The following is a 17350-nucleotide window of genomic DNA, read 5'->3' on the forward strand; positions in this document are numbered from 1 at the left end:
GGGGAACGCCCCGCCCTGCCGGGCCGGCTGAGAAGAGGGCCACCCCTCCGGCCCGCCGGCCGTCTGCCGTCCCTCTCGCCGGCCAGCGCCAGGCGAAGCGCCGCTGAAACAGCATCAGCGGGTCTGTCAAAGGTTTGTTCAACGTTTTCAATCACTTATCCTCATCGTGTGCCGGTTCGTCGTGTGCCGCCTCGTCGTCGGCTTCGCTAAGCTCTTGATTTTGCTGCATTTCCTGATTGCCCTCGATCAGCTGCCCGAACACCTGGTCGAGGCTCGGCTCGTCGCCCTGGGCGGCGCCCATGAACACCGCCAGCACGCCCGCATTGGCCCCCGGCAGGTCGATCGCGATCGGCAGCTTCTGCGCCACATACGGCGCCAGGTCGTTCGCGCATTTGCGCCAGAACTCGGCCGCCTCGATCTTCTTGCAGCCCAGCGTCGCCGCGATCGCGTCGATCGGCATGGCCACGACCTCCGCTAGCCCGATGATCGGGTTCTTCCCCGTCGCCTCGATCAGCTTGACCAGGTCGCGCGTCGATCGGTTCCGGGATCCCTTCGGCCGCCCCGGTCCGCCCTTCACCGTCTCGCCGCCGGACGTCACGATGGTCCCGAACACGCTCGAGCCGGCGAAGAGATCGTGCTGGATCTTCTCCTCGCCCTCCTGGCGCAGCTCGCCGGACAGCTCCGCCGCCTTCCCGTCCAGGTCGAGGGCCTTGGCCAGCCCGGTCTGCTTGTCATCGGCCATATTCACCCCCTTTTTTATTCAAGCGGTTGAATTTCAAGGTGTTTTCACGCTTCTGGAACACTGGAACAAAGCCCGTTCCATTCACTTTTCCTGCTAACTCACTGATAACTCTATGACTTTCTGAAAGTGGAACATTGGAACAATGGAACACGCATTCTCTTACGCGCGCACGCGCACGCGAGGCTTTCCCGTTCCAGTGTTCCACTGTTCCAGATGTCGATTTCATCAATGATGTCAGTGCCTTGTGGCGACTTCGCAATGGAACGTCTCGCGCTCCACTGTTCCACCCTGACCCGCCGGCCGCTCGAAACACCGCGCGGAAACTTCTCTGAAGACTATGGGTCGGGGTACGGGCTGTTATGTTTTCGCGCGCCCAAATTCCCGCCATCGCCTGTCCCGCGCTCCTGGTCATCAGCTCTCGGCCTCCTTGCGACTGACCAGAATGGCGTTCAGACGGAACGCGGTGCCGCGCTTCTTCAGCCCGTCGATGCGCGCCGAGGCATTGCGCCAGTAGTCGTCCGGCGCGGCCTGCAGCGCATATTTCCAGCTGCCGGCCGACATCTCGCCGGCCCATTTGCTGTCGCGCATCAGCTTGTAGAGTTCGGTGTGCTGGTCGGGGATCAGCAGCTCGAACGCGCCGTCCTTCACGGTCGGCTTCATCAGCGTCATGCCGGTCTGCTCGAGGAGCTTGCGCGCCTCGTTGTAGCTGATCGGCTCCTGGTCGCCGGAAAGCTTCGCAGCGGGGTCGCTGCGCTCCCAGAATTCGGTCAACACCTCGCCCACCGTGTGGCGCGTGCCGTTCTTCCAGGCGTCGATCCGCGTCGAAAGGATGTGGTTGAGACACAGGCGCCAGTTCTCGCTGGCGTCGTCATGCTCGAACATGCCGCTGACTTCGAAATGGTCGGTCCAGGCGGCGCGGTCGCAATAGGTGCCGAGCGCGATCTTCAGCGCGCCCGCGTCCTCGCCGATCGCGATGTCGGCCGCCGCCATCAGCGTGCCGAACGTGTCCTGGCCGCGACCGTCATGGCCGCACCCCGCCAGGAACTCGCGCCAGCCCTGGTACACCGCCGGCCAGCGATGCCACTCGTCCCAGACGCGCCGGATCAGCTGCCGGCCAATTTCCTGAAATCTGGGGTCGGGGATGACGGGTCGCACCGCGCCCTCGGCATGCGGCCGCAGCCGCAGTAGCGCCAGGCGCGAAAGATCCTGCGGGTCGAGCGGCGGCGTGTTGATCGACGAGAACAGATAGGCCGACCGGCCGAAGAACTTGGTGCCCTTGTGGTTGTCGCCGCCGCGCATCATCGGTGCGCCGGAACAGGACAGCCGCGCCAGCTCGATCACCGCCTTCTGCTTGCGCGTGTCGGCCTTGCCCTCGAACTCGTCGATCGCCACGGGCAGGCTGTCGAACTGGAGATCCTGGTAGATGCCGGCGGCGGTCGTGTCGCCGGTCTGGATGATGCCGTCGCCGAACAGCGCCTTGATGTCGCGCTGCAGCGTCGATTTGCCGGATCCCTTGTCGCCCAGGATGAAGCATTCCGGCCGCCAGTCGAGCGCGCCGCCGACCATCGCCATCACGATCCATCCAAGCAGCAGCACGGGGTCCAGCTCGGGTCGAACCCAGTTCCAGGCGCGCAGATGCGGCAACAGGTCCAGCGCCGGCCCCGGCCGCCCGGCCAGCGCTTCCGGCCAGGGCCGGTTGATCGCCGGCCGCGTCGGATAGACCGCGCCCTCGAACTCGCCCAGCGGCTCCTCGCCGCGCCGCGTGATCAGCCGATCCCCGCAATGCAGGATCAGATTGCCCTGCCGATCGGTCCAGAAACCGCGCCCGCGCACCTTGTTGGCCGGCGACCAGGCGCCCTTGCGGCCGCAGGCCGCCATCAGGCACTCGCGCACCTTCTCGGCGCGCCAGCCGGTCACCGCGCCGTCCGCGTTCTTCTTGGGAAAGGCCCAGTAGAGCCAGAGGTGCCGTCCCATGAAGAGGCCGTTGAGCGGCCCCTGGCCGAACTCGCCTTCCTTCAGCACGCGCAACTGGCCGATCGTGTCCAGGAAGAAGAACTGGCCGTTGTCGGTGCCGAGCGGCATGACCGGGCAACCGGGCGGCAGGCCGAATTCGTCGGCCGACCACTTTCCCGGCTCCGCGCCGTCCATCTTCTGCCCCGGGAATGGATCGTCTCGGCCGAGCTCGGCCGTCTTCGGCTCCTCCTCGGCGTTGAGGATCGCGGCGCGCACGGCGTCCTTGCCGCCCATGCCGGCGGCAAGTCCCTTTTGCGATGCGAGCGGCTTGGCCGGCGACCAGGGATCGAACGGATCGCCCTGGTCGCCGCCGGTCTTGTCTCCGGCCATGGTCTAGTTGGGTCTACGTGTTGGGCGTCGTCTTTGTCGCGCGCCTGGCTTTGCGGGCGGGCTTTTTCGGGGCGTCTGCCCCGCCGCCTTCACCGCCCGCAGCCGAACCCGCAGCATCGTTTTCCACACCGTCATCGGCCGACTCCTCCGCTGGGAACCGACCCAACATCTGGGCGGCGAAAGACTGCAGGATCTCGGCGGCGTTTCGACTGCATCCGAGTATGTGATGGGCCATCTCTTCCACATCCGAGGTGGCCACGCTCTTGAGGAGTTCGAGCGGGCCATCACCGTCGTCCATCAACGCGAAGGCCACGCTCAGATCCAATTCGCCGAAAGCGTGGTGGACAGCAGGCGAGGCCCAGGCCGCCAGCTCCACCGGCCCCGCCGGCGTTTCGTCGTCCGGCTCGCGCCAGGGCTCCAGCACCTGCGCCAGCGCCCGATAGACCGTGAAGAACACCTGCACCGGCTCCGGCGCGTCGGCCAGCCTGGCGAACGGAAACGGCCGCGCGATCATCTGGCCCCAGCGCCGCGCGATCGTCTCCGGGGCGGGAAAGCTGCGGTCGCGGCAATAGTCGTAGAGCTGGCGCGGCACGTTCTCGAAATCGGATTTCATCCGCATCGCCGCCGCGTCGCCGTCCTGCTCCGGCAGGCCGCACGCGCATCGCGCCGCCATCTTCGCCGAAAGCCAGTGGATCTCATGCGCCTTCATTGTCCTGCTCCCTTTGCCAGTTCGTGGAGGGCGCCGTTTGCCCCGATCGCCAGCAACACGATCGCGATGGCGATCCCCAGCGCCAGCGGGCGTTTCCAGTTGTTGTTTGCGTCGCGTTCTTCGCTCATTTCACCGTTTCTCCTTTCAAGAGGTCGTTGAAATCCTTGCCGATCGGCGAGCGCGCCTTGCGCACGCTGCGGCCCTGCGCCTTCAGCGCGTCGATGCTCGCCTTGAGGTCGCGCGCGGCCTGCGGGTTGTGCCAGTCATTGTCGGCGCACACCGTCACGTCGGTCACGCAGGCCAGCATCGGCGCGTTGCCGATATTGCCGAGCGTGCCGGCGGCCCAGACGCGCATTTCCGGACAGCCGATCGCCACCGACAACGCGTCCTCGACGCCCTCCGTGATGACCAGCGGCCCGCGCTTGCCCTTCCGGTCCGCCTGTTCCGGCGAGAGGCCCGTCTCGCCCTTGGCGATGCGCATGACCGCGCCTTTCGGGCCTGGCCAGATCTTGCGCGGCTTGTTGTTCTTCGGGTCGGGGAGATCCGCCTTGCCGCTGCCGTCCGGCTTCAGCCAGGTGCGGTGCACCGCCTGCGCCTTGCCGGCCGCGTCGCTCATCAGCGTGATCATGCAGGGCAGCGCGATCCGCCCCTTGCCCTCGGCGAGGACGTAGTCATGCGCCGGGAGGAACCGGATTGCGCCGGGAAGCTCCAGCCCGGCGGCGATGCGATGCGTCACGAGGTCGATCCCGCGCCCCTGCAGATATCGATCGACGATCGAGCCGGGAAAGTCCTTCGGCTCCAGCCGCTCGGCCTTCAGCCACAACGCGAAGGCCCGTCTTGACTGTTTTTCGCGCTCCGCCTGGTCGGCCGCGTCCTGTTCGGCGCGGATCTTCGCCCGGTGCGCCTCGTCGGCCCGCCTGGCGGCGTCGCTCATCGGCGCGACCGGTCCGTTGGACCAGCCGAGCCATTTCAGGCACCAGCTCCGCGTCGCCGAATAGTCCGGCAGCTGACCGACATATTGGACGAGGCTGATCACGTCGCCGCCGTCGCCGGTCGCCTCGTCGCGCCACACGCCGGGGTTCTTGCCGATCAGCACCCAGAAGCTGCCGCCATGCCGGTCGGCCCGTGTCGGGTTCTTGCCGATCCAGTATTTGCCGTTCTTGTGCCCGTCCGGCACCAAGTCGCGCACCAGGCTCTCGATCCTGTCCTCGAGCGCGATCTTGATGTCCGCGAATGTCGGGCCGGTCGCCGTCACGCCGTCTCTCCGAGCATCTTTTCCATCGACGTCATAAGCAGGTCGAATTTCGGGTCGTCGCGGCGCGCCTCGATGCTCCGGCAGGCGTTCCAGATCGGCCAGCGCGGCCGGGACAGCGCCTGCGCCAGATGCGCCTGCTGCGTGTCGAGGCCGCAAACCGCGAGATAGATCGCCGCCGATCGGCAGAAGGCGAGTTCGCCGCCGATCCGGCCGGCCCCGCGCCGCGCGGCGATCGCCTCCATCGGCAGGCCCGACACCCGCGCCACCACGGCCACCGCCTGCAGATAGGCCGACCAGGCCGAAGCCAGCCGCGCGCGCTTGTAGCGCGGCAACCGGTTCGGCTGGACGCGCGGCGGCGGCCGCCGCCGGCGCTTCGTTTTGCGGGGCCGCTCCATGGCTTAGGCCGCGACCTCTTCCCAATCCTCGGCGAGCATGTCGGTCTGCGAAGCCAGCCAGCCGATCACCATCGTTCCATCGGCGGCGCGCATGTCGATGTGCGGCGCCAGTTCGATGAGGCCCTCGGCACCTTCGTGCGGCTGATCGCGCTGCAGTTCGTCCGCCCGATGCTTGGCCGCGTGGCCAGGCCTCGCGTGCTTGGCTTCAAAGAGCGAACCCGGCGTGAGGGCGATCCACATGCCCTTTCCGTTCCATCCGGCGCGCGCATAGCGACGCCCCTGCTTCAGTCCTTCGATTACGTTTCCGAAATTCATGGCCGATCCTTTCAGGTCGCATCCAAAAAAGAGCCGGGCGGCACGCGGTACTCAAACCGCCCGGCAGTCTGGGAGGAAACTCGTGAAACGCGGAACTCTGGCCGCCGAAGGCGGGAACAATTCAAACGGGCGGCGGCAGAAACGAGAGGAACCGCCGCCCGCCTCTCAGCCGGCGGGTGCGCTGCCGGCTTTCGAGAACGCGACGCTGCCGGCTCCGATGCAGAGCATCATCCGGGCCGCGTCGATCTGCACCTCGAGGAAACGCTCCGGCCGGCCCCACTGGTCGCGCCGCGCCGAGAGGATCGCCAGCAACGCGTCGAGATAGGCGGTGCCGGCGGTCATCTCCACGGCCTCGAGGGCGCGGCGATACTGGCCCTGGAATTCGACCAGAACGATCGGCGGCGTCGCCAGCAGCAGCGCGGCCCGCGCCGCGTCGCTCTCCGCATTGAGAAACTGCGCCAGCATCGGCTCGCTAACGGGATGCGAGGTCATAACGCGCCGCCTCCTGCTTGCCGATCGAAACGCTTGTACGGCCTCACACCCTCGGCAGCCTGCGCCATGCGCTCCAGATGCCACCAACTGAAGACTTCGTTTTGCGCCTCGCGCTCGCTTCTTCGGATTTCGTCATGCCGTCCGGCCTTGATCTTGGCCGAATAGCTGCAGTTGAGCTGTCTAACGGCACAACCCCGGCTCGTTTCGTCACAGTCGGGAAGATTGCATGTGAAGCAAGGATCGTCCTTCACGCCTCGTCTCCATCGCCTTCGTCCGTCATCGGGGCTTCGTAATAGACGGGCGCGGCGGGCTGGCCGGTGCTGTGGATGGTGATGAGGCCCTTGGACGCGAGCGCCCGCGTCACCGCGGGCACGGTCGTGCTGGCGACGCCGCTCGCCTGGGCGATCTGCTTGATCGTCACCTTGAACCGGCCGGGCCCGGCCTGCAGCTGCCGCAATTGCAGCGCGTCGAGCACGCGCGTCTGATTGTCGGTCAGCGTCTCGACCGTGTCGGCAGGGGAGGCAGCGGCGGAAGGCGCCGGTTCCGGCGCGGGCTCGACGCTGGTTTCCGGCTGCGGCGCTTCGTCCTTTGCGACCGGAATTTCCGAAAGCGTCTCGCGCACCTTGCGTTCGGTCTCTTCCGAAACGATCTGCTCCGGCCCCGCCAGGAACTGGGCCATCGGATCCTCCTCGAACGGCGGATCCTCCTCGGTCTCGACGGCCGTTTCAGCCGAAGCCGCGTCCGCCAGGAGCGCGGCGAGCGCATTGCCAACATCGTCCAGACCTTCCAATCGCGCCTGCAATCGCCCCATCGGCCCGTCGATCATCTCCTGTATTCGATCCGACACCTCCAACGCGCGCCCCTTGGGCGCTCCTCGCCGGCAGGCCGCCTCGTCGAACGCGTCGGCGAGCCAGTCGACCAGGTGCGAGAAATTGGACAGCGCCGCCAGATTGTCGCCGCGTCCGTCATCGACCAGATAGCCGTGCGGCAGTTTCGTAATTCCAAGTTCAGTGCTCACCCTGCGCCTCCTGTTTGCGCCCTGCGGCGCGCCTGCATGAAATCCTGCATGGTGGCCGGCGTCCGGCCGGCCTCCCCTTCGACCGTCACCACCTGCGAGCCGTCGTCGAGCTCGGCGAGGCGCACGCGCGCGAGCCGCACCCCGCGCACGCCCTGCTCCAGCGCGTTGGCGTTGATGTCGTCGATCAGCGATTGTGCGAAGGCCCGCCGCGCCGCGAGATCGGCCCCGGCCGCCAGTCGGTCCGACACGGCAAAGGCGAGCATCATGTCCGGCCTCCGCCTCTGTAGAAGGCCACGCTTTCGATCCGGTCCGCCATTGCGAGCGACAACGTCTCCTGCATCAACTGCAGGGTGGCGGGATGCATGAAGATGTCGTTGCCGACCCGATATCCGTCCGGCTTGGGAACCTGCACGAACCGCACGCGCTGGCGGTGCCCCTGCCTGCGACGGCGCATTGCCCGGCTCGGCGAGCGGCAATCCGACCAGTCCTCGATCGTGTCCACGAGGTGAGCGGACGGAATGAAGCGTGGCACCGCCGGCGCCAACTCGATCGTCCGCATGGATCGCAACAGCGTGTCGATCGTGAGCGTCGTTTCCTCGCTCATGCGCCGTCCCCTTCGAACCGGGCCTTGGCGCCTTCCAGCACCCGCGCATCGACGATGGCGTGAATTTCGCCGTCCGATCGCCGCGCCTGGTCGCGCTCGAGCCGGAGGCGGGCGAAGCTGTCGGCCGCGATGGCGAAGGGCGAAGCCGACGCGAGCAGGAATTGCCGATGCGCCTTCATTCCCCGTCTCCTTCCATCGGATGGCGGGGGCGCTCGTCCTCGCGGATCCGCGCGCCGACCATGAAGGCCAGCCACAGCACGATGAAGGTCATCAGCCAGATCCCGAGCGCGGCCATCATGACGTCACCTCGCCGGCCGGCGAGTGCGGCTTGTCCTGCGTTTCGCCGGTAACCTCGGCCGCCCTCAGCACCATGGCGAGGATACGGCGCACCGAAGGCGACGGTGTTCCGGTCCGCTGCAGGCCCTTGAACACGGTGCTTTCGGAGATGCCGGCGCGGCGACACATTTCCGCTCGGGAAAGCCCGACCTGCGCCCGGCGATCTTCGATCTCTTTCCACGACTTCATCGGCGATCTCCTTCCATAATGTGAAAAAGTGTGATTTGCTCCCCATTGTCAAGCGAACATTCACGCGCAGTTGTTTGGAGTTCCCCGCGCTAATGCTTGTCCTTGTGGAAAACGCTCGTCGCAAACAGCTGGCTTGGGTCAACGCCATTCTGGATCACCGGAAATGGCGGCCGACCAATCTTGCCCGCGAGGCAGGCATCGATCACTCCACACTCTCCAAGTGGCTGAAGGATCCGCAGAACGTCGCGCAGCTCAGCCCGCTGACGATCGAAAAGATCGCGCGCGTCGGCGGCATACCGCCCTACGAGACTGCGCCGGTAAGGAAGCCGGCCGGCTTGGCCGAAGCAGAGGCAGACCCCTTCGACCTTTCGGATCTGCCACCCTCAAGCAGCCGGGTTATCGCTGATTTGCGGGGCGTTATTGGCCAGCGCAACGGCATTGATCCTTGGGTCATGCGCTCCCGCGCACTGGAGCACGAGGGCTACATGCCCGGCGACATTCTCCTGGTCGACCTCAACGCCACGCCGATTGACGGCGATGCGGTCTGCGCCCAGGTCTATGATCGCGTCGGCAAGGCCGAAACCGTGATGCGCATCTACGAGCAGCCCTATCTGGTTGCCGCCAGCAGCGCCCCCGATTTGCGCCGGCCGCTCCTCGTCGATAACGAGCGCGTCGTCATTCGCGGCGTGATTGTCGCCTCGCTGCGCGACCGTCGCGTCGCCTGATTTCCCGTATTTCGCGGACTTTTTCCGGGCTCACGTTTCACGTGTGTCACATTTTCACGCGAATTTTCTTGACATAATGTGAAATGCTCCACATTTTTTCCCATGCAAATCAGCCCGATTTGCCACGAAACGGAGCGTTTTACCCATGGAACACATTGAAAACAGGCTGGTGATCAAGGCCGACGCGGTCGCGCGCCTGCTCGGCTACAAGTCCGAAAACACGTTTCGCAACAAGCGCCTGCTCCTCGAGGAGGAAGGCGGCTTCCCCCGCAAGCTGCCCGGCATCAACGGCTGGTCGCGCCCCGCCGTCGAGCGCTGGATCGAAACCAACGGCGGAACCTACCTCCCCGCCGACCTGGTGGAGGAAGCGTCATGATCCCGAGATCGATGAGACCGGTCACCGCAAGCGTCGTGATGGAGTTCCGTCACCGGGAGGCCGATTTTAGCGACGATCCGCCGGAAGAACGCTTCTACGACATTGTGCCCTGTTCGTGCTGCGAGGCTGTTTCCTTGGTTTTGGTCGATCCGTGCGGCGCCGTTGTGTCTGTCGAGATCACCGACGTGGCGAAGGCCCTGACCGCCGAGCTGAACGCGCGCATCGCGGCAAGGGAGCAGCGGCCATGATCGATCCCAGGGATCTCACCGCCGCCGAGCGCGACGCGCTGCGCAAGATCGGCATGTGGCGCCTGAAGCGCCGGCGCGGCGGCTACGGTCTCGGCGGCGAACCGTGGCGCATCACCAACGCCATGGTCGCGCGCCTGCGCCACAAGAGCCTGGTCTCCGAGATCGCCGGCGCGCGCGTGCCTCTCGTCCTCACCGGCGAGGGCCGCAACACGCTGGCCGTCATGGACGAACGCGCGAGGAGCAAGGCCGATGGCTGACCCCTGCGCCGCCTTGGTGGTCGCCGCCGTGTGGGTGGCGATCGGCATCGTCCTCGCCTTCGCCGGCATCTGCTTCCTCGAAGCCGGCCGCCAGTTCCGCCTCCACGGCTTTTCCGCACGAAAGGAGAAAACCCCATGCCGCTGATCGCCTATGCCTACAAGTCCGGTGAAATCGGGTTTTGCAACCCGGACGACATCCCGCCGCGCCGCACCATCGCCTTCACCGACAACGTTTTCGATTTCCCGGCGCTGGACGATCGCACGTTCAAGATGCAGGTCTGCGCGTCGGCGCAATTGGCCAGCGACGGCGAGACCTTCCTCGTGCCGGGCCTGCCCGATGCGCGCCCCGGCGAGGACATCGCGCAGATATTCCTCGACTGGGTCGATCGCGTTTTCCCCGGCGCGCAGCTGACAGCGTACTGACGATGGCCGCCGGAAACGCGACCCATGGAAGCTACCGTTCCACGCTCGAAAACCACATGAAGGCTTACGACAAGCTGCCGCCCTCGGTGCGTGAGACCATGCGCAACGCGTTGATGGATTGGGCGACGCAGCCTTACGTCACCGCGCGGCGTCGGGACGGGATCGGCGCCAATCAGCTGAGCGACATGATAATGCGCGACGACATGAGCGCGGCGCGTAAGGACGCAAAAAAGGACTTCGGCGATCAAGCCGCCGACTTTCTCGCCGCTCAACCGTCGCGCCGCAAGCGCGACTGGTTTGACAGCCCCCCGAAACGCAAGGCTAGATAGGAGACAGGACCATGCAGGCAGGGCAGAACATGGGAACCGTCATCATCAAGATCCCGCTGGTGACCTGGCGCGACGGCCGGCCGCGCTGGTTTCCGTCCGCCTCGTTCCGAAAGCTCGGCTACAAGGGCGAGGATCTGCGCCACGACAACGGCGAGTGGTTCACGGTGGAGGAATGCAAGGCCTGGTCGGACGCCAAGCAGGTCGAGATCGCCGAGCGTCGCCGCGCCGAGCGGCAACGAGCCGCAGGCGAGGCGCTCGAGGCGAGGCCGACGACGCGCCGCTTGCGGGCGGCCCGGCCGAAACACCGCGCCGCGCTCACCACGCTGTGCGAGATCGTGACGGACTTCGTCGAGAACGATCCGCGCAACCAGGGCCGCGAAATGGTCGAGGGCCGCAAGAAGCGCAAGCCCCGCGCCGAGCACACCGTGCGCTTCTATCGCACCTGCATGGCCGCGCTCGAGGACGTCGAGGCCGCGCACACCTGGCACCGCCCCCTTTCGGCGTGCGGCCCGGACGCGATGGGCGAACTGCTCGATCGCGTCGAGATCGCCCGCGGCCTGTCCATGGCGCGCGGCGTGCGCACCCTCGTTGCGCAGAGTTTCGATCGCGCGATCGCCGCCAGGCGCGCATCCGTCAATCCGATGCGGTCTTTGACCGATCGCCTGCCCGTGCCAGACGAGCGCGTGCGCGTCGGCACCGTGCCGGAGATGCTGGCGCTGACCGACGTCTTCGATCGGATCGGCCGGCCGGAAATGGCCGACTGCGTCTGGCTGGCCCTGTTCTCGGCGCAGCGCCAGGGCGACCGGCTGTCGCTCGAGCAACGCCAGATCGGGCCGGACGGCGTGTTGTGGCTGCAGTCGAAGACCGGCGAACGGCTGATCATTCCGCTCGCCCGCATCGTCGCGGCGCGCCTGCAGGCCGCCCGCAAGCGGCGCGAGGGCTGGACGGTGACGCCGACCCGCGTCGTGGTCGATGAACGCGCCGGCAAGCCTCTGCGGCCGGACTGGTATCGAAAGCTGTTCCGCCTCGGCCGCGACATCGCCGCGACTGGCCGGCCCGGCGAGGCCGATCGCAAGCTGCTCGGCGCGACGGATCTCGCCGCCGCCCTGCAGGGCTTCGAGCCGGTCGCTTCGCTTGCCGATTTCCGCGACCAGGATCTGCGCGACACCGCCTTGTCCTGGGCTGACTATGCCGGCTGCGACGACGCCGAGATCGGCAACCTGTCCGGCCACCGCTTCGCCAGGGAAACGCGCATCCTGCGCCACTACGTCACCAAGTTCGATCCCGCCAAGGCCCGCAACGCGGTGACGAAAACCGAAACCTGGTTCGACGCCCAGGTGAAGCACCTGAAGGAGGTGGCGCGGTGAGGTTCGCGCTTACCGTACTGCTGTTTGCCGCTGTCGCGCCGGCTGCGGCCATGCCGATCTGCGGTGAGGGCCGGCGCGTCACCTGCGTCGTCGATGGCGACACCTTCTGGCTGAACCGCGAGAAGATCCGGCTTGTCGGCATCGATGCGCCGGAAGTCAGTCATCCGCGATGCGCGCTCGAGGCCCGTCTTGGCCGCGCCGCGACGCAGCGCCTGGCGCAATTGCTGACCGGCGAGATCCGCTTGACCCGCACCGGAACCGATCCCTTCGGCCGAACGCTCGCCAGCGTCACCGCCGCCGGCCACGACGTCGGCCGTCAGCTCGTCGACGAAGCCCTCGCCCGCCCGTGGCCGGGTCACAAGGTGGAATGGTGCAGCTGACTACATCACCTGCAGAAGTTGATTTAATCGATGCTTCTCGGCCGGGCCTGCATTCGCTAGAAACTGCACCAGTTCCGGCGGCGCATATAGAACAGTTTGCTGCAGAACGGCTGGATCAATCGGCCGGTCGTAGCGCAGCGCGAAGGCGAGAACGCCAGCAACACTGCCTAGCGTCGCATCGTTCGCCTCAGCGAGAAACTCGATCGCCCTTTCGGGAATGCCTGGAATTTCGCGAGCCAACAAGATCGCCCGGTCCTGGGGATCTCGCACAACACGGCGCGACGCATTCGACTTCAGCCTTGACCAAGCGAAAATCGCAGCGACGCACACGCCGCCGATCACAAACCACAATGCCCCCATCACGTACAGACCCGCTGATTTTGCCGTGTGCTTTTGCGTGTGCCGTGTGCCGGCACATGTCCGGCACACGTTCTCATCCTGTTCTATCGGGAGACATCAGTCAAGCAGTTGTCATGCTTGAGGAATTTGTGGTGGGTGAGCACGGGCTCGAACCGTGGACCCGCTGATTAAGAGTCAGCTGCTCTACCATCTGAGCTACACACCCGGGGAGACCGGCTATCTAGTCGCACTTTTCCGCTTTGTAAAGGGCCTCAAATCGCCAATGTGCCCTCGGCGACGCGGACCGCGTGACCGCCGATGCGCGCGGCGTGGAACGCACCGGCGCGCGCGTCCATTTCCAGGCGGATCTGCGACGGCCGGCCCATCTCCACACCCTGTTCGATGAGGAACGCGTTCGGCCCGTCGGCCAACCCGTCGAAATGCGCGATCGCGCCGGAGAACACGGCCACCGCCCCGCCCGTTGCGGGATCTTCGCCGAGGCCCATCTCGGGCGCGAACATGCGGGCGTGAAAGGCGCAGTCGTGGCGGATCGTCTCGCGGCAATAGGCGTAGATCGACGCCGAACGGCCGTCGATGACGGGGGCGATGTCGATCCAGCGCGCCGGATCGACCTTCATGCGCTCGGCGACGCCGAGGCCCGCGAGCGGGACGCAGACGAAGCTGTTGCCCGCCGTCCACACGCTGACGACGTGATTCTCGAAGCCGATATCGGTGGCGTCCACCCCGATCGCCGCGGCGACCACGGCCTTGTCTTCCTCGAAGGGCGCCTGCGTCGGCAGGATCGGCAGGTCGAATTCGGCATAGGGTGCGTCGCCGAGCCGCAGCGCGCAGCGCACCGGCCCGATCGGCTCTTCCAGCACCATCAGGCGGCTGTCGCCCGCCGCCGGCGCCTCGTGACCGAGCGCGACGGCCGCGCCGACAGTCGGATGGCCGGCAAAGGGCAGTTCGCGTCCCGGCGTGAAGATCCGCAGTCGCGCGGTATGGGCGGGATTGTCGGCCGGCAGCAGGAACACCGTCTCCGACAGGTTGAACTCGCCCGCGATCGCCTGCATCGCCGCGTCGTCCAGCCCTTCCGCGTCGAAGACCACGGCAAGCGGATTGCCCGTCAGCGGCTGATCGGTGAAGACATCATAGATTGCGTAGCGTCGCGACATGCGCATCTCCCTTTTCCAGGTCCTCCGCTACCGCAAAATCAGCCATTCGCGAAGTGCCAATCGGCCAGCAGTCCGGCATGCGGCTTCAGCGAGACCGTGTCGCGCCAGTCGGCATGGACCGCGACAGCGGTCTCGATCTCGTCGTCCCCGGTCACGGCCTGATGGCGGCGCAGCCGCTCCACCCCCTCCACGAAACCGAAAGGCAGCCGGTTGCGCCGGGCGATGTGATAGGAGTTCGCGCCCCTGGCGGCGGTGAAATCCGCGTCGGCCTCGGCCTCGCGAAACACCAGCCCCGTCTCCTCGACCAGTTCGCGCGACAGGTTACGCGTCACGTCGAAGGAACCGTCGATCACGTCGTCCGCGTCGAAGGAGCCGCCGGGAAAGTAGACCTGGCCGGCATTGGCCGTATGCGCGCCCATCCGCACGGCGAACAACGCTCCGTCGGCCATCACCGGCATCGACGATCCGGTGATGTGCGTCGCCTCCCCCGGCTTGCCGTGGTCGCGCCAGTAGAGGAAGGTGGCGAAATCCGTGCGTCGCGCCGTTCCCGACAGCGCATCACCCGTCAGAGAAACCGCCTCGAACAGGAAGAACGGTCCGTTCCACAGCCGCGGATTGGCGGCGCTCAGACGCGCCCAGTTCGCGTCGATCGCCGCGCGGTTCTCCCGCTCGTACCGCAACGGGCCCTCGCCGAGACGAAGCGTCACGTCGCGCAGCCTCACCACTGTCGAAGCGTCATCCATGGCCCCCTCCTACCGGAAATCCGGTCCGCGTCCAGTGCGCCCGGCAAGGCCTGCGAAAGATGGCCGCACCGGCGGCGCGCTTGATCTGGATCAATTTATATGTAATTTCACTTATATAAAAGATTGCGCATATACAAACGGAGATCCGATCATGCCCCTCACCAAGGCTGCACCGGCACCCTACAATCCGCTCTACTTCCTCTCCGCGCTCGGCGCGGGCGGATTGGCCGTGTCGTTTTTCATGTACATAATGTGGATGACGCCCCATGCGGGCCAGCCCATCCCGTCCTTCACCACGCTTTTGGCGGCGTTCCAGTCCGGCTCGTTCGCCATGCAGGCGCTGATCGTCATGTCGCTCGCCGGCATCGCGCTCTTCTCCGTCCTGCATGTCCGCCTGCTGGTCTGGAACTTCGCCCGCTTCAACGCCTGGAAGAAGACCGAGGCCGCCGACAAGCTGCGCTCCGGCAACGCCGAGACGCAGTTGATGGCGATCCCGCTGACGCTCGCCATGAGCGTCAATGTCGGCTTCATCGTCGGCGCGGTCTTCGTGCCCGGCCTGTGGGAGATCGCGGAATTCCTGTTCCCGGCCGCGCTGCTCGCCTTCGCCCTGATCGGCGTCTACGCGTTGCGCCTCTTCGCCGACTTCATGTCGCGCGTGCTGGTCGACGGCGGCTTCCACTGCGCCAACAACAATTCGCTCGCCATGATGCTGGCGGTCTTCGCCTTCGCCATGGTCGGCGTCGGCTTTTCGGCCGGCACCGCGATGAGCCACAACCATCTCACCTCCGTGGTCGGCTTCATGGGCGCCAGCTTCTTCATCGTAGCCGCCGTGCTTTTCGCCATGGTCTTCCTCGTCATGGGCTTCCGCTCGATGATGGAACACCGCGCCAATCCGGAAACCGTGCCGACGCTGTGGATCATCATCCCCTTCGTCACGGTCGTCGGCATCGCCATCTACCGCATGAAGAGCGCGCTCGAGCACAATTTCGGCGTCGAATGGCTCGCCGGAGACAGGTTCGCCCTGCTCGCCGTCCTGTTCTCGATCCAGCTCGTCTTCGGCTTCATCGGCTATGCCGTGATGAAGCGGGCCCGCTACTTCGAGACCTTCGTCAGCGGCGACAAGAAGTCGTCGGGCTCCTTCACCCTGATCTGCCCGGGCGTCGCCCTGTTCGTCTTCGCGAACTTCCTAGTCAATCCGGGCCTCGTCGGCCTCGGCGTCCTCGACAAGTTCTCGATCGCCTATGCCGTGATCTACGTCCCGCTCGTCGCCGTGCAATTGTTGACCATCAAGGTTTTCTTCCAGCTCAGCGGTAAGTTGATCACCAACGAACCGCGCGACACCGGCGCGATGGTGCCGGCCGAGTAAGGCGTCCTGCACCCTCCCTGACAATTCGGGACGCCAAGGGCCGCGGAGTTCAGCTCCGCGGCCCTTCTTCACGTCCGAACGGCACGACAACGCCATAATTTCCGGCGAGAGAGGGGCCCTGTCGCCGGGCGAAGCGCATCGGCGATATCAATCAAGCAAGCAGGAAACTCACATGAAAGCCTTGAAATCGGCTCTCCTCACAACCGTGCTGGCGGCCGGACTGGCAGCCCCGGCCTCCGCCGGCGAACGCGTCAAGCTCGGCATGCTCGACTGCGTCGTCGAAGGCGGCGTCAATTTCGCCCTCGTCTCCAGCCGCACCCTGGAATGCTCCTTCTTCCCGACATTCGACGGGCAGGCGACGGAATCCTATTCGGGTCGCATCGAGAAGTTCGGCCTCGACCTCGGCCAGACGCAGAACACGCTGATGCGCTGGGCGGTGATCGCCCCCACGGCGAACGGCTATTCGGAAGGTGCGCTGGCCGGCAATTACGGCGGCGCGACGGCTTCGGCCTCATTCGTGGTCGGCCTCGGCGCCAATGTGCTGATCGGCGGCCTGGAGAAATCCATCGCCCTTCAGCCCGTCAGCGTCCAGTCGCAGGAAGGCATCAACCTCGCCGTCGGCGTGGCTTCGCTTCGCCTCGACGCAGCCAACTGATGAAAAACGGGTCGCGGGGAGCGCTCTCCGCGGCCTGACCTTGCCTGGGCTTCAGTCTTCGGGCCCGAGCGCGAGCGGCGCCGGATCGACGCCGAGAAAGGCGCACAGGCTTTCGAAGACGAAACGATGGTCCTCGCGCTGCGGGATGCCCGAGACCGTCACAGTGCCGACGACGCCGGTTCCCTTGATGTGGATCGGGAAACAGCCTCCGTGCGGCGCCATCTCGATCGGCTCCACGCCCCGCCCCTCGTCAAGCGGCTTGCCCGACGCCTCGATCTCGCGGCCCACCCGGTAGGAACATTTGTGGTAGCGCATGACGACATTGATCTTGCGCCGCACCCACTCCGGATTGTCCGGCGTAGTTCCGGGCAACGCCGCATAGAACAGGGGCCGGCCGGCGACGCGAATGTCGATGACGAGCGGGAGCCCCTGCTCGGCCGCGCGCTGCCGCATCGCCGAACCCAGCGTCCATGCGTCCTCGTCGCTCAGCCGGTCGAAGCGCAGCGCTTCCTCCTGCCGCTTCAGCGTCTCGATGTCTTCGGTGATCGTCATGGCGTGTCCTCCAGATG

General features: G+C 66.1%; 31 protein-coding genes and 1 tRNA gene. 11 read left to right on the forward strand and 21 right to left on the reverse strand.

Translation table 11 applies throughout. The features are described 5' to 3' along the window. Nucleotides 1-151: 151 nt before the first annotated feature. The 16 genes from MRY80_RS11520 to MRY80_RS11595 form a co-directional block, all read right to left on the reverse strand. Nucleotides 152-742, reverse strand: a complete 591-nt coding sequence (locus MRY80_RS11520) for a hypothetical protein (protein ID WP_293291130.1) — start codon at nucleotides 740-742, stop codon at nucleotides 152-154. Further along, complete coding sequence (locus tag MRY80_RS11525) at nucleotides 732-968, reverse strand: hypothetical protein (RefSeq protein ID WP_293291132.1); 237 nt, start codon at nucleotides 966-968, stop codon at nucleotides 732-734. The genes MRY80_RS11520 and MRY80_RS11525 overlap by 11 nt, the downstream gene beginning before the upstream one ends. Before the next feature lie 185 nt (nucleotides 969-1153). Continuing rightward, on the reverse strand, nucleotides 1154-3085 hold the full coding sequence (locus MRY80_RS11530) for a hypothetical protein (RefSeq protein WP_293291133.1): 1932 nt from the start codon (nucleotides 3083-3085) through the stop codon (nucleotides 1154-1156). Between the two features lie 13 nt (nucleotides 3086-3098). Beyond that, on the reverse strand, nucleotides 3099-3794 hold the full coding sequence (locus tag MRY80_RS11535) for a hypothetical protein (RefSeq protein ID WP_293291134.1): 696 nt from the start codon (nucleotides 3792-3794) through the stop codon (nucleotides 3099-3101). Continuing rightward, nucleotides 3791-3922 carry a hypothetical protein gene (locus MRY80_RS11540; RefSeq protein WP_293291135.1) on the reverse strand — a complete coding sequence of 44 codons (132 nt, stop codon included), beginning with the start codon at nucleotides 3920-3922 and terminating at the stop codon, nucleotides 3791-3793. Before MRY80_RS11540 ends, MRY80_RS11535 begins: the two co-directional genes overlap by 4 nt. After that, nucleotides 3919-5049, reverse strand: coding sequence for a toprim domain-containing protein (locus MRY80_RS11545; protein WP_293291137.1), 1131 nt, complete (start codon nucleotides 5047-5049; stop codon nucleotides 3919-3921). The genes MRY80_RS11540 and MRY80_RS11545 overlap by 4 nt, the downstream gene beginning before the upstream one ends. After that, the gene (locus MRY80_RS11550) at nucleotides 5046-5381 is read right to left on the reverse strand and encodes a hypothetical protein (RefSeq protein WP_293291138.1); all 336 of its coding nucleotides are present in this window, start codon (nucleotides 5379-5381) and stop codon (nucleotides 5046-5048) included. The genes MRY80_RS11545 and MRY80_RS11550 overlap by 4 nt, the downstream gene beginning before the upstream one ends. 66 nt (nucleotides 5382-5447) lie before the next feature. Continuing rightward, entirely contained in the window at nucleotides 5448-5759 is a 312-nt protein-coding gene (locus tag MRY80_RS11555; RefSeq protein WP_293291139.1) for a DUF2829 domain-containing protein, read from the reverse strand. Between the two features lie 165 nt (nucleotides 5760-5924). Beyond that, nucleotides 5925-6251, reverse strand: a complete 327-nt coding sequence (locus MRY80_RS11560) for a hypothetical protein (protein ID WP_293291140.1) — start codon at nucleotides 6249-6251, stop codon at nucleotides 5925-5927. Then, a complete protein-coding gene (locus tag MRY80_RS11565; RefSeq protein WP_293291141.1) occupies nucleotides 6248-6502 on the reverse strand; it encodes a hypothetical protein in 255 nt (84 codons plus the stop codon). Before MRY80_RS11565 ends, MRY80_RS11560 begins: the two co-directional genes overlap by 4 nt. Then, nucleotides 6499-7269 carry a hypothetical protein gene (locus tag MRY80_RS11570; RefSeq protein ID WP_293291143.1) on the reverse strand — a complete coding sequence of 257 codons (771 nt, stop codon included), beginning with the start codon at nucleotides 7267-7269 and terminating at the stop codon, nucleotides 6499-6501. The genes MRY80_RS11565 and MRY80_RS11570 overlap by 4 nt, the downstream gene beginning before the upstream one ends. Continuing rightward, a complete protein-coding gene (locus tag MRY80_RS11575; protein WP_293291145.1) occupies nucleotides 7266-7535 on the reverse strand; it encodes a hypothetical protein in 270 nt (89 codons plus the stop codon). The genes MRY80_RS11570 and MRY80_RS11575 overlap by 4 nt, the downstream gene beginning before the upstream one ends. Then, nucleotides 7532-7873, reverse strand: coding sequence for a hypothetical protein (locus tag MRY80_RS11580; RefSeq protein WP_293291146.1), 342 nt, complete (start codon nucleotides 7871-7873; stop codon nucleotides 7532-7534). The genes MRY80_RS11575 and MRY80_RS11580 overlap by 4 nt, the downstream gene beginning before the upstream one ends. Next, a complete protein-coding gene (locus tag MRY80_RS11585; RefSeq protein WP_293291147.1) occupies nucleotides 7870-8052 on the reverse strand; it encodes a hypothetical protein in 183 nt (60 codons plus the stop codon). Before MRY80_RS11585 ends, MRY80_RS11580 begins: the two co-directional genes overlap by 4 nt. Next, nucleotides 8049-8171, reverse strand: coding sequence for a hypothetical protein (locus tag MRY80_RS11590; protein WP_293291148.1), 123 nt, complete (start codon nucleotides 8169-8171; stop codon nucleotides 8049-8051). Before MRY80_RS11590 ends, MRY80_RS11585 begins: the two co-directional genes overlap by 4 nt. Next, nucleotides 8168-8398, reverse strand: coding sequence for a helix-turn-helix domain-containing protein (locus MRY80_RS11595; RefSeq protein WP_293291149.1), 231 nt, complete (start codon nucleotides 8396-8398; stop codon nucleotides 8168-8170). Before MRY80_RS11595 ends, MRY80_RS11590 begins: the two co-directional genes overlap by 4 nt. A 35-nt stretch (nucleotides 8399-8433) precedes the next feature. On the opposite strand from MRY80_RS11595, the gene MRY80_RS11600 reads away from it, so the two are divergent. The 9 genes from MRY80_RS11600 to MRY80_RS11640 all read left to right on the forward strand — a co-directional run bounded on the left by MRY80_RS11600 (nucleotide 8434) and on the right by MRY80_RS11640 (nucleotide 12503). Further along, nucleotides 8434-9123 (forward strand): helix-turn-helix domain-containing protein, encoded by a 690-nt coding sequence (locus MRY80_RS11600; RefSeq protein ID WP_293291151.1) that lies wholly within the window; start codon nucleotides 8434-8436, stop codon nucleotides 9121-9123. Between the two features lie 145 nt (nucleotides 9124-9268). After that, a complete protein-coding gene (locus tag MRY80_RS11605; protein WP_293291152.1) occupies nucleotides 9269-9499 on the forward strand; it encodes a hypothetical protein in 231 nt (76 codons plus the stop codon). Next, complete coding sequence (locus MRY80_RS11610; protein ID WP_293291153.1) at nucleotides 9496-9747, forward strand: hypothetical protein; 252 nt, start codon at nucleotides 9496-9498, stop codon at nucleotides 9745-9747. The genes MRY80_RS11605 and MRY80_RS11610 overlap by 4 nt, the downstream gene beginning before the upstream one ends. Continuing rightward, complete coding sequence (locus tag MRY80_RS11615) at nucleotides 9744-10004, forward strand: hypothetical protein (RefSeq protein ID WP_293291155.1); 261 nt, start codon at nucleotides 9744-9746, stop codon at nucleotides 10002-10004. The genes MRY80_RS11610 and MRY80_RS11615 overlap by 4 nt, the downstream gene beginning before the upstream one ends. Further along, nucleotides 9997-10149, forward strand: a complete 153-nt coding sequence (locus tag MRY80_RS11620; protein ID WP_293291157.1) for a hypothetical protein — start codon at nucleotides 9997-9999, stop codon at nucleotides 10147-10149. Before MRY80_RS11615 ends, MRY80_RS11620 begins: the two co-directional genes overlap by 8 nt. Beyond that, on the forward strand, nucleotides 10140-10427 hold the full coding sequence (locus tag MRY80_RS11625; RefSeq protein WP_293291158.1) for a hypothetical protein: 288 nt from the start codon (nucleotides 10140-10142) through the stop codon (nucleotides 10425-10427). The genes MRY80_RS11620 and MRY80_RS11625 overlap by 10 nt, the downstream gene beginning before the upstream one ends. A 2-nt stretch (nucleotides 10428-10429) precedes the next feature. Continuing rightward, a complete protein-coding gene (locus MRY80_RS11630; RefSeq protein WP_293291159.1) occupies nucleotides 10430-10756 on the forward strand; it encodes a DUF6525 family protein in 327 nt (108 codons plus the stop codon). 11 nt (nucleotides 10757-10767) lie between these two features. Beyond that, nucleotides 10768-12123 (forward strand): hypothetical protein, encoded by a 1356-nt coding sequence (locus MRY80_RS11635; RefSeq protein WP_293291161.1) that lies wholly within the window; start codon nucleotides 10768-10770, stop codon nucleotides 12121-12123. Further along, entirely contained in the window at nucleotides 12120-12503 is a 384-nt protein-coding gene (locus tag MRY80_RS11640; protein WP_293291163.1) for a thermonuclease family protein, read from the forward strand. The genes MRY80_RS11635 and MRY80_RS11640 overlap by 4 nt, the downstream gene beginning before the upstream one ends. Here MRY80_RS11640 and MRY80_RS11645 read toward each other — a convergent pair whose 3' ends face one another. From MRY80_RS11645 to MRY80_RS11660, 4 genes are all read right to left on the reverse strand, one after another. Further along, on the reverse strand, nucleotides 12504-12866 hold the full coding sequence (locus MRY80_RS11645; RefSeq protein ID WP_293291164.1) for a hypothetical protein: 363 nt from the start codon (nucleotides 12864-12866) through the stop codon (nucleotides 12504-12506). A gap of 126 nt (nucleotides 12867-12992) precedes the next feature. Beyond that, nucleotides 12993-13068, reverse strand: a tRNA-Lys gene (locus MRY80_RS11650). A 46-nt stretch (nucleotides 13069-13114) separates the two neighbouring features. After that, nucleotides 13115-14017, reverse strand: coding sequence for a PhzF family phenazine biosynthesis protein (locus MRY80_RS11655; RefSeq protein WP_293291165.1), 903 nt, complete (start codon nucleotides 14015-14017; stop codon nucleotides 13115-13117). Between the two features lie 38 nt (nucleotides 14018-14055). Next, the gene (locus MRY80_RS11660; protein WP_293291167.1) at nucleotides 14056-14760 is read right to left on the reverse strand and encodes a hypothetical protein; all 705 of its coding nucleotides are present in this window, start codon (nucleotides 14758-14760) and stop codon (nucleotides 14056-14058) included. 151 nt (nucleotides 14761-14911) lie between these two features. Here MRY80_RS11660 and MRY80_RS11665 point away from each other — a divergent pair, with 151 nt between their 5' ends. Both MRY80_RS11665 and MRY80_RS11670 read left to right on the forward strand, forming a co-directional pair. Next, nucleotides 14912-16126 carry a hypothetical protein gene (locus MRY80_RS11665; protein WP_293291169.1) on the forward strand — a complete coding sequence of 405 codons (1215 nt, stop codon included), beginning with the start codon at nucleotides 14912-14914 and terminating at the stop codon, nucleotides 16124-16126. 172 nt (nucleotides 16127-16298) lie between these two features. After that, nucleotides 16299-16781, forward strand: a complete 483-nt coding sequence (locus tag MRY80_RS11670; protein ID WP_293291170.1) for a DUF992 domain-containing protein — start codon at nucleotides 16299-16301, stop codon at nucleotides 16779-16781. Nucleotides 16782-16832: 51 nt separating this feature from the next. Here MRY80_RS11670 and MRY80_RS11675 read toward each other — a convergent pair whose 3' ends face one another. After that, nucleotides 16833-17333 carry a heme-degrading domain-containing protein gene (locus tag MRY80_RS11675; protein ID WP_293291171.1) on the reverse strand — a complete coding sequence of 167 codons (501 nt, stop codon included), beginning with the start codon at nucleotides 17331-17333 and terminating at the stop codon, nucleotides 16833-16835. Between the last annotated feature and the right edge of the window lie 17 nt (nucleotides 17334-17350).

Source organism: Oricola sp. (assembly GCF_022763245.1).
Classification (GTDB): Bacteria; Pseudomonadota; Alphaproteobacteria; order Rhizobiales; family Rhizobiaceae; genus Oricola.

What these genes read in the sequence shown, in the direction of transcription:
- MRY80_RS11590 (WP_293291148.1), bottom strand. Translation starts at nt 8,171, where the DNA reads ATGATGGCCGCGCTCGGGATCTGGCTGATGACCTTCATCGTGCTGTGG.
- MRY80_RS11585 (WP_293291147.1), bottom strand. Translation starts at nt 8,052, where the DNA reads ATGAAGGCGCATCGGCAATTCCTGCTCGCGTCGGCTTCGCCCTTCGCC.
- MRY80_RS11595 (WP_293291149.1), bottom strand. Translation starts at nt 8,398, where the DNA reads ATGAAGTCGTGGAAAGAGATCGAAGATCGCCGGGCGCAGGTCGGGCTT.
- MRY80_RS11535 (WP_293291134.1), bottom strand. Translation starts at nt 3,794, where the DNA reads ATGAAGGCGCATGAGATCCACTGGCTTTCGGCGAAGATGGCGGCGCGA.
- MRY80_RS11540 (WP_293291135.1), bottom strand. Translation starts at nt 3,922, where the DNA reads ATGAGCGAAGAACGCGACGCAAACAACAACTGGAAACGCCCGCTGGCG.
- MRY80_RS11620 (WP_293291157.1), top strand. Translation starts at nt 9,997, where the DNA reads ATGGCTGACCCCTGCGCCGCCTTGGTGGTCGCCGCCGTGTGGGTGGCG.
- MRY80_RS11610 (WP_293291153.1), top strand. Translation starts at nt 9,496, where the DNA reads ATGATCCCGAGATCGATGAGACCGGTCACCGCAAGCGTCGTGATGGAG.
- MRY80_RS11625 (WP_293291158.1), top strand. Translation starts at nt 10,140, where the DNA reads ATGCCGCTGATCGCCTATGCCTACAAGTCCGGTGAAATCGGGTTTTGC.
- MRY80_RS11615 (WP_293291155.1), top strand. Translation starts at nt 9,744, where the DNA reads ATGATCGATCCCAGGGATCTCACCGCCGCCGAGCGCGACGCGCTGCGC.
- MRY80_RS11660 (WP_293291167.1), bottom strand. Translation starts at nt 14,760, where the DNA reads ATGGATGACGCTTCGACAGTGGTGAGGCTGCGCGACGTGACGCTTCGT.
- MRY80_RS11665 (WP_293291169.1), top strand. Translation starts at nt 14,912, where the DNA reads ATGCCCCTCACCAAGGCTGCACCGGCACCCTACAATCCGCTCTACTTC.
- MRY80_RS11670 (WP_293291170.1), top strand. Translation starts at nt 16,299, where the DNA reads ATGAAAGCCTTGAAATCGGCTCTCCTCACAACCGTGCTGGCGGCCGGA.
- MRY80_RS11530 (WP_293291133.1), bottom strand. Translation starts at nt 3,085, where the DNA reads ATGGCCGGAGACAAGACCGGCGGCGACCAGGGCGATCCGTTCGATCCC.
- MRY80_RS11580 (WP_293291146.1), bottom strand. Translation starts at nt 7,873, where the DNA reads ATGAGCGAGGAAACGACGCTCACGATCGACACGCTGTTGCGATCCATG.
- MRY80_RS11520 (WP_293291130.1), bottom strand. Translation starts at nt 742, where the DNA reads ATGGCCGATGACAAGCAGACCGGGCTGGCCAAGGCCCTCGACCTGGAC.
- MRY80_RS11605 (WP_293291152.1), top strand. Translation starts at nt 9,269, where the DNA reads ATGGAACACATTGAAAACAGGCTGGTGATCAAGGCCGACGCGGTCGCG.
- MRY80_RS11525 (WP_293291132.1), bottom strand. Translation starts at nt 968, where the DNA reads ATGAAATCGACATCTGGAACAGTGGAACACTGGAACGGGAAAGCCTCG.
- MRY80_RS11575 (WP_293291145.1), bottom strand. Translation starts at nt 7,535, where the DNA reads ATGATGCTCGCCTTTGCCGTGTCGGACCGACTGGCGGCCGGGGCCGAT.
- MRY80_RS11555 (WP_293291139.1), bottom strand. Translation starts at nt 5,759, where the DNA reads ATGAATTTCGGAAACGTAATCGAAGGACTGAAGCAGGGGCGTCGCTAT.
- MRY80_RS11635 (WP_293291161.1), top strand. Translation starts at nt 10,768, where the DNA reads ATGCAGGCAGGGCAGAACATGGGAACCGTCATCATCAAGATCCCGCTG.
- MRY80_RS11675 (WP_293291171.1), bottom strand. Translation starts at nt 17,333, where the DNA reads ATGACGATCACCGAAGACATCGAGACGCTGAAGCGGCAGGAGGAAGCG.
- MRY80_RS11655 (WP_293291165.1), bottom strand. Translation starts at nt 14,017, where the DNA reads ATGTCGCGACGCTACGCAATCTATGATGTCTTCACCGATCAGCCGCTG.
- MRY80_RS11560 (WP_293291140.1), bottom strand. Translation starts at nt 6,251, where the DNA reads ATGACCTCGCATCCCGTTAGCGAGCCGATGCTGGCGCAGTTTCTCAAT.
- MRY80_RS11630 (WP_293291159.1), top strand. Translation starts at nt 10,430, where the DNA reads ATGGCCGCCGGAAACGCGACCCATGGAAGCTACCGTTCCACGCTCGAA.